Annotated in this window: 7 protein-coding genes and 1 pseudogene; 5 read left to right on the top strand and 3 right to left on the bottom strand. The window is 59.6% G+C overall.

All coding sequences use genetic code 11. The annotated features are described in order from the left end of the window. Positions 1–60 precede the first annotated feature (60 nt). Positions 61–1,509 carry an NAD(P)H-quinone dehydrogenase gene (locus QKB66_RS11545; RefSeq protein WP_248092455.1) on the top strand — a complete coding sequence of 483 codons (1,449 nt, stop codon included), beginning with the start codon at positions 61–63 and terminating at the stop codon, positions 1,507–1,509. Positions 1,510–1,525: 16 nt separating this feature from the next. Here the strand turns inward: QKB66_RS11545 and QKB66_RS11550 are convergent, their stop codons facing one another. Continuing rightward, positions 1,526–2,065: an Ltp family lipoprotein gene (locus QKB66_RS11550; RefSeq protein WP_414253346.1), complete on the bottom strand. Its 540-nt coding sequence runs from the start codon at positions 2,063–2,065 to the stop codon at positions 1,526–1,528. A 283-nt stretch (positions 2,066–2,348) separates the two neighbouring features. Here QKB66_RS11550 and QKB66_RS11555 point away from each other — a divergent pair. Both QKB66_RS11555 and QKB66_RS11560 read left to right on the top strand, forming a co-directional pair. Next, positions 2,349–2,531, top strand: a pseudogene (locus tag QKB66_RS11555) (citrate/2-methylcitrate synthase); the annotation flags it as partial. 219 nt (positions 2,532–2,750) lie between these two features. Continuing rightward, the gene (locus QKB66_RS11560) at positions 2,751–6,182 is read left to right on the top strand and encodes a pyruvate carboxylase (protein WP_414253347.1); all 3,432 of its coding nucleotides are present in this window, start codon (positions 2,751–2,753) and stop codon (positions 6,180–6,182) included. A gap of 53 nt (positions 6,183–6,235) precedes the next feature. On the opposite strand, the gene QKB66_RS11565 is transcribed toward QKB66_RS11560, so the two are convergent. Beyond that, positions 6,236–8,005, bottom strand: a complete 1,770-nt coding sequence (locus QKB66_RS11565; RefSeq protein ID WP_414253348.1) for an acetyl/propionyl/methylcrotonyl-CoA carboxylase subunit alpha — start codon at positions 8,003–8,005, stop codon at positions 6,236–6,238. Between the two features lie 151 nt (positions 8,006–8,156). Next, complete coding sequence (locus QKB66_RS11570; RefSeq protein WP_070731942.1) at positions 8,157–9,008, bottom strand: sulfurtransferase; 852 nt, start codon at positions 9,006–9,008, stop codon at positions 8,157–8,159. Between the two features lie 398 nt (positions 9,009–9,406). Here QKB66_RS11570 and QKB66_RS11575 point away from each other — a divergent pair, with 398 nt between their 5' ends. Both QKB66_RS11575 and QKB66_RS11580 read left to right on the top strand, forming a co-directional pair. Then, entirely contained in the window at positions 9,407–10,459 is a 1,053-nt protein-coding gene (locus QKB66_RS11575; RefSeq protein ID WP_248092410.1) for a Cj0069 family protein, read from the top strand. Between the two features lie 163 nt (positions 10,460–10,622). Further along, the gene (locus tag QKB66_RS11580; RefSeq protein ID WP_414253349.1) at positions 10,623–11,720 is read left to right on the top strand and encodes a DUF4282 domain-containing protein; all 1,098 of its coding nucleotides are present in this window, start codon (positions 10,623–10,625) and stop codon (positions 11,718–11,720) included. Positions 11,721–11,765 lie beyond the last annotated feature (45 nt).

Below are 11,765 nucleotides of genomic sequence, written 5' to 3' on the forward strand. Positions count from 1 at the left end.
CAACCATTACACTGTCTTAAGGATTAGGTCCTTAAACACTCTATAAAGGAGCATTAGACAGTGACGAAGGAAACGCTAGACGCTGCAATCGAAGATGCCCCGCGCATCGTTATCATCGGTGGCGGCCCAGCAGGTTACGAGGCGGCCATTGCCGGAGCCAAGTACGGCGCACAGATTACCCTGGTAGAAGAGCAGGGCCCCGGCGGTTCTTCCGTCTTGCTGGACTGCGTTCCTTCCAAGTCCTTCATTGCTGGTGCAAACCTGCGCACCGACTTTCGTCGCGCTGAAGCCATGGGGCTAAACGAGCAGCTCGGCTCAATGCAGCTGAAGCTGCAGGCCCTGAACGAACGCGTGCAGGCACTGGCCGGCAAGCAGTCGGCAGACGTTCGTGCAGGCCTGGAGAAGATCGGCGTCAACGTTATTGACGGCCGCGCGAGCTTCAGCGAGGACCAGCATGGGGTGCAGGGCGCGGCGCACAAGGTCGACGTCGTCAAGCGCGAAGGCGAAACTGAAACCCTCGAGGCAGACCTCGTGCTCGTGGCTACCGGTGCCACCCCGCGCATCCTGCCGGGCGCGCAGCCAGACGGCGAGCGCATCCTGACCTGGCAGCAGGTCTATGACTTGAAGGAAGCGCCGGAGCACCTCATCGTGGTCGGTTCTGGAGTGACCGGTGCGGAGTTCGTTTCTGCTTTTGCAGAGATGGGCGTCAAGGTAACCATGGTGGCTTCCCGTGACCGTATTCTGCCGCATGATGACGCCGACGCAGCCGACGTCCTCGAGACCGTTCTGGCTGAGCGCGGTGTGGAGCTGGAGAAGAACTGCCGCGTTGAGACCGTTACCCGTACTGAAGACGGCAATGTTGTGGTCAAGACGCAGGACGGCCGCGAGATTCATGGCTCGCACGTCATCATGTCCATCGGCTCTATTCCGAATACCCAGGAACTTGGCCTTGAGCACGTTGGTGTGGCTACTCAGAAGTCTGGCCACATCAAGGTCGACCGTGTTTCTCGCACCAACGTCGCGGGCATCTACGCAGCCGGTGACTGCTCCGACCTGTTCCCGCTGGCTTCCGTGGCCGCTATGCAGGGCCGCATCGCGATGTACCACGCACTTGGTGAGGGCGTTTCGCCGTTGCGTTTGAAGACTGTCGCCACGGCCGTCTTCACGCGCCCGGAGATCGCAGCTGTGGGCTTTACCCAGGCTGAGATTGAGGCTGGCGAGGTTTCCGCGCGCACCATTACGATGCCGCTGAACACCAACCCGCGCGCGAAGATGCGCTCGCTGAACCACGGCTTTGTGAAGCTGTTCTGCCGTGCTACCTCCGGCCGCGTTATTGGCGGCGTTGTCGTTGCACCGACCGCTTCCGAGCTCATCCTGCCAATTGCCGTGGCAGTGACCAACCAGCTGACCGTTAACCAGCTGGCTGATTCCTTCGCGGTCTATCCATCGCTGTCCGGCACCATCACCGAGGCGGCACGCCGTCTCGTGGCACACGACGACTTGGAGTAGAACCCAGAAGTTCTTCCTACATGCCCAGCTGGTCTACGGCCTGCTGGGCTTCTTCGTGGGTGAACTTCTCGCCGTAGTCACTGGTGAGTTGGTCGTAGAGCTTGGCCTGGGAGAAGTTCATGGTCTTGAGGTACTGGTTGGCCTTGCGCAGTGCGTTGCGGTGCTCAACGGGAGCGTTGGGGTCGCCCTCGTCGCCGCTCATGTTTGCTAGGGCGTCGGAAAGCTTGGCGAGGTCACCCGAGGTATCGGACTCTTGTGCAACGTTGCCTTCGGGGACAACGCTGGTGGGATTGTCTGCCGCGGTGTCTTCCTTTTCGCCGCCACCGCTGGTAGCGACACCAATGATGACGAGCACGGCCAAGGCGCCAGCGCCCCACTTGAAGCAGCCGCCCTTCTTCTTTTTCTTCGGTTCCTGTGGCGGTACAGAGCCTACGCCGTAGGTGCCGTCAGCGGCGGGGAAACCTGGTTGTTGGCCAGGTTGTTGGCCGGGTTGTTGGCCGGATTGTTGACTAGGCTGCTGCAGCGGGTTTGCATATGGATTGTTCGAGTTAGACATGGAAAAACTCCAGAGAGAAACTGTTGAGGAGGATGCTTCCCCAGCGAGTGAAAAGCTGGGGTGCAACCTTGGGAACACAAGCAGTTTCGCAAAGGCACTGGACACGGCTTCCGCGCGTTTCGAACGTACGCGCTATCTGGTTTGGTAGGCGTTCTCCGGAGTGGCGTTGAGCTCGAGCTTTACCGGGGCTGCTGATTCAGGACCTTGGCGGCTTCAACGGCGTCTACGCGCCCGGCGCCGTGCTGGCCAACTCCCTGACCTACCACGGATACTCAGTCCAGGAGCTGGCCCGGCGTACCACGTCCTTGGATTCGATATCGAGTTCTTCGCCCCGATCTTTGTGATGGCGCGTATCACCGGTTGGACCGCCCACATCGTGAAGCAAAACGAGAACAACTCGCTTATCCGCCCGCTGTCTGCCTACAACGGTGAGGAACAACGTTCGGTGCCACCAAAGCAGATTTAGTGGCTGTGGCCAGCACCCCTTAATTAACTTTTCTAAAGGGACACTGGCCTTTTCTTATGAGTCGTGGATATCGGGAAAATTTATGCCGGGATCTTTGCACTCTAGGCCACAAAGAGAACTACTCTGAGAGTGGAATCTCATGTCCAAGGGGATGTACCAACCAGATCACTCCTGCCGCCAGAACCCTGGCGGCGGAGGACTTTGAAAGGACAATGCGCAGTGTCTGACACCGCACAAAAATCGTTTAAGAAGGTGCTCGTCGCCAACCGCGGCGAAATCGCCGTGCGCGCTTTCCGTGCCGCCTTTGAGGTGGGCGCGAAAACCGTTGCAATCTACCCGCGCGAAGACCGTAATTCCTTCCACCGCTCATTTGCCAATGAGGCAGTCCGCATCGGTACCGAGGGCCAGCCGGTCAAGGCTTACCTCGACATCGACGAGGTCATCCGCGCTGCGAAGAAGTCCGGTGCAGACGCAATCTACCCTGGTTACGGCTTCCTTTCAGAGCGCGCCGACCTAGCTCGTGCGTGCCAGGACAATGGCATCAAGTTCATCGGCCCGACCCCGGAGACCCTGGACCTGACCGGTGACAAGGCCGCCGCTGTGACCGCCGCTCAGGAAGCTGGCCTGCCGACCCTGCAGGACTCCGAGCCTTCCACGGACCCCGATGTACTGGCTGGTTACGCCAAGGACTTCACCTTTCCGGTATTTGTCAAGGCCGTCGCCGGTGGCGGCGGACGCGGCATGCGTTTCATCGAGAACGAGGCCGAGCTCAAGACCAAGTGTGCTGAGGCTTCCCGCGAGGCAGAGGCAGCATTCGGCGATGGGCACGTCTATCTTGAGACGGCCGTCATTAAGCCCCAGCACATCGAGGTGCAGATTCTGGCGGACTCCCAGGGCAACGTCGTTCACCTCTTCGAGCGTGACTGCTCCGTGCAGCGCCGCCACCAGAAGGTCGTCGAGATCGCCCCGGCCCCCACGCTGGATCCGCAGCTGCGTGACCGCATCTGTGCCGATGCCGTAAAGTTCTGCCAGCACATCAACTACGAGGGCGCTGGCACCGTGGAGTTCCTCGTGGATGAGAAGGGCAACCACGTCTTCATCGAGATGAATCCGCGTGTGCAGGTTGAGCACACCGTGACCGAGGAAGTCACCGGCGTGGACATTGTGAAGTCCCAGATGCAGATTGCGGCCGGCGTCTCGCTCGAGGAACTTGGGCTCCACCAGGAGGACATCCAGCTCACCGGCGCGGCGCTGCAGTGCCGCATCACCACTGAGGACCCAGCAAACGGCTTCCGCCCAGACACTGGCATCCTTACCACCTACCGTTCGCCGGGCGGCGCGGGCGTGCGTCTCGACGGCGCCACCGCCGTAGGTGCGGAAATCTCGCCGAACTTCGACTCGCTGCTGGTGAAGATGACTTGTCGCGGCGCCACCTTTGAACAGGCCGTCGCTCGTGCGCAGCGCGCGCTCAACGAGTTCACCGTCGCCGGCGTGGCCACCAACATCGGCTTCCTGCGCGCCCTGCTGCGCGAGCCTGACTTCGTAGCCACCCGCGTGGACACCGGCTTCATCCCAGAGCACCCAGACCTGCTCAAGGCTCCGCCGGCAGTGGATGAGTCTGGCCGCATCATCGACTACATTGCTGACGTCACGGTCAATAAGCCAAACGGTGAGCGCCCGACCAAGCTGCGTCCTTTCGACAAGATTCCTACCTTCGACAGGTCCCAGCCACTGCCGCGCGGTTCCCGCGATGAGCTGCTGGAGCTCGGTCCGAAGAAGTGGGCTGAGAAGATTCGTGCCCAGTCCGCGCTGGCCGTCACCGACACCACTTTCCGCGATGCGCACCAGTCCCTGCTGGCCACCCGTGTGCGCGGTACCGACTTGGTCACCGCTGCTGAGGCTGTCGCGCGCATGACCCCGGAGCTCTTCTCCGTTGAGGCGTGGGGCGGCGCTACGTACGACGTCGCCATGCGCTTCCTCAAGGAGGACCCATGGGTGCGCCTGGACCTGCTGCGCGAGGCGATGCCGAACCAGAACATCCAGATGCTGCTGCGTGGCCGCAACACTGTGGGCTATTCCCCGTACTCCAATGACGTATGCAACGCCTTCGTGCAGGAGGCAGCGAAGTCCGGCGTCGACGTCTTCCGTATCTTTGACGCGCTTAACGACGTCACGCAAATGCGTCCTGCCATCGATGCCGTGCTGGAGACTAACACCACCGTGGCCGAGGTTGCGATGGCGTATTCGGGCGATATGTGCTCGCCGCAGGAAAAGCTCTACACGCTGGACTACTACCTGAAGCTGGCCGAGGAAATCGTGAACACCGGTGCACACGTGCTGGCCATTAAGGATATGGCTGGCCTGCTGCGCCCCGAGTCTGCTTCCAAGCTCGTCATGGCCCTGCGCAAGGAATTCGACCTGCCAGTCCACGTCCACACTCACGACACCGCGGGCGGCCAGCTGGCCACCTACTACGCTGCGGCGCTCTCTGGCGCGGACGTCGTCGACGGTGCTTCCGCACCGCTGGCTGGCACCACCTCGCAGCCTTCGCTTTCTGCCATCATCGCGGCCTTCTCCAACTCCTCGCGCGATACCGGCATCGACTTGCAGTCGGTCTCTGACATGGAGCCGTACTGGGAGGCCGTGCGCCAGCTCTACCGTCCGTTTGAAAAGGGCATTCCTGGCCCGACCGGCCGTGTCTACCGCCACGAGATTCCGGGCGGCCAGCTGTCCAACCTGCGCGCGCAGGCCACGGCCTTGGGCTTGGAGGACCGCTTCGAGGTCATCGAGGACACCTATGCCGCCGTCAATGAGATGCTTGGCCGTCCGACCAAGGTCACCCCGTCCTCGAAGGTCGTCGGCGATCTCGCGTTACACCTCGTGGGGGCGGGTGTCGACCCAGCAGACTTCGAAGCCGACCCGACCAAGTTCGACATCCCGGATTCCGTCATCGCGTTCCTCCGCGGCGAGCTCGGTACCCCTCCGGGCGGCTGGCCGCCGCTGCGTGACAAGGTGCTAGAAGGCCGCACGCCTGGCGACGTCTCGGTCAAACCGATCCCAGAAGAGGAAAAGGCGCACCTGGCTTCTGCCGATTCCAGCGAGCGTCGCGCTAGCCTTAACCGTCTGCTGTTCCCGAAGCAGTTCGAGGAGTTCAACGAGTTCCGCCGCACTTATGGCAACACGGAGGCGCTGACCGACACCGTGTTCCTGTATGGCCTCGAAGAGGGCAACGAGTACATCGTGCATTACTTCCCAGATGGCTCTAATGACCGCGCAGACCTGAAGACGATCACTTTGCGCCTTGACGCCATCGGCGAGCCAGACGAGAAGGGTCTACGCAATGTGGTCTTCAACGTCAATGGCCAGATTCGCCCGATGAAGGTGCGCGACAACAACGTCGAGTCCACCGTGGCCACGGTGGAAAAGGCAGATCGTTCCAACGAGGGGCACGTGGCGGCGCCGTTTGCGGGCGTCGTTAACGTCACCGTTCAAGCCGGAGACGAGGTCAAGGCGGGAGATCAGGTGGCCGTCATCGAAGCGATGAAGATGGAAGCTTCCATCTCCGCTACCAAGGACGGCAAGATCGAGCGCGTGGCTATTGGTAAGGCCACCAAGGTCGAGGGCGGAGATTTGATCGTCGTCATCGACTAAAACACAAAAATCGCTCCGAATACGCGCTGTATTCGGAGCGATTTTCTTATTTGCTACTTAATCTCGAGCATCACTGCGCCCTTGTTGACCTGAGCGCCCTGCTCGACGCTAAGGCCAGTGACGGTGCCGGCCTTGTGGGCCTTGACTGGGTTTTCCATCTTCATGGCTTCGAGGATGAGCACGACGTCGCCTTCTGCGACTTCCTGGCTTTCTTCGACGCCAACCTTGATGACGGTACCCTGCATCGGTGCCACGACGGCGTCGCCAGACGCGGCGGTCTTAGAACCAGAGCCGCGGCGCTTCTTGGACTTCTTGCGGGGTGCGCCGCCGCCAAGCAGGAGATTGCCTGGGAGTGCTACCTCGATGCGGCGACCGCCGACTTCGACGACGAACTTCTGAGAGGCTGCTGCCTCCTCTTCCTCTGGGGTTTCAACGTCGACGTAGGCAGGCAGTTCGTTTACCCACTCTTCCTCAATCCACTTGGTGTAGACATCGAAGGAACCGTTCTCGGCGCTAAACGCAGGGTCGTTGACGATGGCCTGGTGGAACGGGATGACGGTGGGCAGGCCTTCGACGGTGTACTCGAAGAGCGCACGGCGAGCACGGGCAAGCGCGGTCTCACGGTCAGGGCCCCAGACGATGAGCTTGGCCAGCATGGAGTCGAACTGGCCGCCGATGACGGTGTTCTCGCGCACGCCGGAATCCACACGGACGCCTGGTCCGGAAGGCTCGCTGTACGAAACGATGGTGCCCGGTGCTGGCATAAAGCCTGCTGCGGCGTCTTCGCCGTTGATGCGGAACTCGAAAGCATGGCCGCGCGGGGTGGGATCCTCGGTGATAGAAAGTTCACCGCCCTCTGCAATGTTGAACTGCTCGCGCACTAGGTCTAGGCCGGTGGTTTCCTCAGAGACTGGGTGTTCCACCTGCAGGCGGGTGTTGACCTCGAGGAAGGAGATCAGTCCATCGGAGCTGACCAAGTACTCGACGGTGCCAGCGCCAAAGTAGCCAGCCTCGCGGCAAATGCGCTTGGCCGACTCATGGATGGCGGTGCGCTGCTCATCGCTCAAGAACGGGGCAGGGGCTTCCTCCACGAGCTTTTGGAAGCGACGTTGCAGGGAGCAATCGCGGGTGCCGACGACGACTACGTTGCCGTGCTGGTCAGCCAGTATCTGTGCCTCGACGTGGCGAGCCTTGTCGAGATAGCGCTCGACAAAGCATTCGCCGCGGCCGAATGCGGCGGTGGCCTCGCGGGTAGCGGACTCGAAGAGCTCTGCTACTTCGTCACGCTCGTAGGCGACCTTCATGCCGCGGCCGCCGCCACCGAAGGCGGCCTTGATGGCAATTGGCAGGCCGTGTTCGTCGGCGAAGGCTTCTACCTCGGCTGCATCCTTAACCGGGTCTGGAGTGCCCGGCGCCATCGGGGCGTCGGCACGCTCTGCGATGTGGCGAGCGGTGACCTTGTCGCCCAAGTCGCGGATGGACTGTGGGGAAGGGCCGATCCAGATAAGTCCGGCGTCGATGACCGCTTGCGCGAAGTCGGCGTTTTCAGACAGGAAGCCATAGCCTGGGTGGATGGCGTCTGCGCCGGACTTGGCGGCGGCGTCGAGAATCTTGTCGAAGACAAGGTAGGACTCGGCGGAGTTTTGCCCACCTAGGGCGAAGGCTTCGTCGGCAAGCGCAACAAATGGTGCGTCGGCGTCTGGCTCTGCATAAACGGCGACGGAGGCGATGCCAGCGTCGCGCGCGGCACGGATGACGCGGACTGCAATCTCACCACGGTTAGCAATCAACACCTTGGTGATCTTCTTGGTTTCAACTGCCACGGCAGGAACCCTCCTGATAAAAATTGTATTGGACTGTCCACTATTCTTGCACACAAAAACATGAGAAAACCGTCAAGTTCCGGTTTTGCTCTCAAAAATACTCCCGCACCAGCAAGGATACGGGAGTAAATCGGCGTGTTGAACGGAGAAGTTACTTCTCGATTGGCATGCGAACCATGTTTCCCCACTCGGCCCACGAACCGTCGTAGACCTTCGTGGACTTGAATCCCAGCAGGAAGGTTAGCACGAACCAAGTGTGGGCGGCCTGCGCGCCAACATGGGAGTAGAGGATGGTCTCGGTTTCTGGCTCGAGGTTGCCATAGTTGACGCTGAGCTCAGAAAGCGCGCGGAAACAGCCATTCGGGTAAACGGAGCGATCCCACTCCAAGTTGGCGGCGCCCGGAATGTGTCCGTGGCGCATGGTGGTGCCATAAGCGGACTCGCCGGTGGAAGGCTCGCCGCCGTACTCCTCAGGCGTGCGGGTATCGACGAGCTTTGCTGAGGTCTCGCGCATCTGGTCTACAAAGACGCGGAAGGTGGCGTCGTCGCGCTCTACCTCTGGGTAATCGGACTCCGGGAAGTCTGGAACCATGAAAGAGGTATCGCGCTCTTCGGTAACCCATGCGTCGCGGCCGCCGTCGAGCAGGCGGACGTCAGGGTGGCCATAAAGTTCAAATACCCACAGGGCGTAGGCCGCCCACCAGTTGGCTTTGTCGCCGTAGATAACAACGGTGTCTTCGCGCTTGATGCCCTTGTCTCGCATGAGCTGGGAGAAGGAGGCTGCATCGACGACGTCGCGTGTGAGGGGATCGAGCAGCTCGGTCTGGAAATTAATGCGCGAGGCGGTCGGGACGTGTCCGATGTCGTAGAGGAGGGAATCCTCGTCTACTTCGATAACGCGCAGGCCCTTGGTGCCGAGCCTAGCGGAGAGCCAAGGTGCGGAAACGAGGCGCTCTGGGTGCGCATATTCCTGGAATGGGGGATGTGGATCGAACTCGGCCACGGTCCGGTTTCCTTTCTAAATGGGGTTTATAAAAGAGATCTCTCTAAACACAACAACTCTAACGCTTAAGCCCTTAAATTGGTCACCTTGAGCTGAACATTGTGGCGTTGCATACATTTTCTTGCCGATTGCCGTGGCTCACAATCACTGGTTATAACAAGCCTGCAGGTCAGATGCCTAAAATGTATCTTGAGCGGCCAAAACGTACCGGGGTTAATGCGGGGTTAACAACCCAGCGAGGAGGTGCAAACCTGCGTTATTTTTAAGGTGTGGTGCGGTACAAAACGCTGCGTAAATCGCTTGAATCGCTTAAATACTGTCTAAAACACGAAGCGTCCACAAAAAGCCGCTGGCGTACCGGACCATCACCCACAACCCCCAAACGAAAGGGAATTGCTGTGCACAAGGCAATCGTCGTCTTCGAGGTCGAGGGCGGATCTGACAAGCAGCTCAACGGCCACCGCAAGGACACCATGCCCATCGTCGAGTCCATCAAGGACGCAGGCTGGCACTCTGAGGTCGTCTTCTTCCGTCCAGAGTGGTCTGAGCGCATCTTCGAGTACGTCACCGAAAACTTCGACGCTTATATCTCCCGCGTAAACCCGGGTAATATCCCAGGCGGCGAGAAAGGCTACTTTGATCTGCTGACCAAGCTCTCTGAAGCTGGACTGGTTGGCATGTCCACTCCTTATGAGATGATGGCCTACGGTGCCAAGGATGCATTGGTCAAGCTCAATGACACTGAGCTTGTGCCTTCCGATACCGCGGCATATTACGACGTTGAATCGTTCCACGACACTTTCCCCACCTCGCTGTCTTATGGCGAGCGCGTGCTGAAGCAAAACCGCGGTTCGACGGGCGAAGGCATCTGGCGTGTCCAGCTCGAGGACAAGTCCCTCGAGGTAGAACCTGGCACCGCACTGCCGCTAGAGACCAAGCTTAAGTGCACCGAGGCAGTGGATAACCACACCGAGGTTCGCGAGCTCGGTGAGTTCATGGATTTCTGTGACCAGTACATTGTCGGTGACAACGGCATGCTCGTTGATATGCGCTTCATGCCGCGCATCGTCGAGGGAGAAATCCGTATCCTCCTAGTCGGCCCTGACCCAGTCTTCGTGGTGCACAAGAAGCCGGCTGAAGGCGGCGACAACTTCTCCGCCACATTGTTCTCCGGCGCTAAGTACACCTATGACAAGCCCGAAGCTTGGCAGGAACTTGTAGACATGTTTGCCGAGGTTCGTCCGGTCATTGCAGAAAAGCTTGGCGGTGACAACATCCCGCTGATCTGGACTGCTGATTTCATGCTTGCCGACGGCGAGAATGGCGAGGACACCTACGTCCTCGGCGAGATCAACTGCTCCTGTGTGGGCTTTACTTCCGAGCTTGACATGGGCATTCAGCAGAAGGTTGCCGCTGAAGCCATCAAGCGCGTTGAGGCAAAACACGCTTAAGGTCTCCTCTTACTTTTGCAGACCCTGTTTCCCCGAAGGTGGTGGAAGCAGGGTATTTATATGCCCCTTATAAAGGGAGTATTTCCCATTGGGCTGCCGAATCGTGCAGCGTGTTGTAGTTTCTTTTGTGCGTACTAAATAAATTGAAAGGAACGTCTCTCATATGACCAACCCAGACAAGTTCGGAGAAAACAACTCCGACCAGAATCCACAGCACGCTGCTGAGGACGCAATGAGCTCCTCTTCCTTCGGTAATTCCGACTTCGGCAACTCCGATTTTGGAAACTCTGATTTTGGCAAGTCTGACTTTGGCCAGTCCGATTTCGGTGCTTCTTCCTTCGGCGCTTCTGATTCCTCCGAGGCATCGAGCTTCGGCGGCGCGCACAGCACCGGCAGCGAAGAAACCGTAAACTTCGGTGAGACTTCCTCTGATTTCGGCCAGTCCGACTTCAACCAGGCCTCCTTCAACAGCTCCGACAATGTCCAAGGCTTTGGCTCTGAGAACGCTCAGGCTGCCAGCGCTTCCGCCGAGCCCGCAAGCTCTGCATTGGGCTCCCACAGTCACAGCGCTGATAATGCAGGTAGCGCAAACGGCGTGAACAACACAGGCAATAACAACGCAGGCAATGGTTTTGGCCAGTCCAGCTTTGGTCAGCCAGTTCCGCCGGCCGGCAACTTCAACCAGGGCGGCTTCAACCAGCAGTTCCAGTCGCAGAACCAGCCACAGAACCAGCCAGGCCAGCAGAACCAGCAGGGCTTTGGCGGCTTCCAGCCACAGGGGCAGCCGGGCCAGCAGAACCAGCAGGGCTTCGGTGGCTTCCAGCCACAGGGGCAGCCGGGCCAGCAGAACCAGCAAGGCTACAACCCACAAATTCAGGGCTTCAACCAGTACCCGCAGGCGCCGAAGGATAACTTCTTTAAGTCCCTGTTTGACTTCAAGTTCTCCAGCTTCATCACCGTGAAGTTTGCATCCATCATCTACGTGATCGCAGTTGTGGTCGGTGTTCTGTCCTGGATTGGTGGCCTCATCGTGGCCGTCACGGGCGGCTCCTTAACCGGCATCATGGGCGATCTTGCAGGCTCGTCCTCTGCTGGCGGTGGCATGGCTGCAGTGATGATCCTGGGCCACCTCATCTTCGGCACCCTGGGTCTGCTGATTTACCTCATTCAGGTTCGCCTCGTGCTTGAGTTCTTCGTCTCCAACATCCAGACCACGGAGAACACCAAGAAGCTCGTCGAACTGGCAGAAGAGGATAAGTAAGCCCTTCATCTGCCAGCTAAAAAGCCTCGGTCTCATGTGCTCTTT

Source organism: Corynebacterium sp. c25Ua_89, from assembly GCF_047459735.1.
Lineage (GTDB): Bacteria > Actinomycetota > Actinomycetes > Mycobacteriales > Mycobacteriaceae > Corynebacterium > Corynebacterium simulans.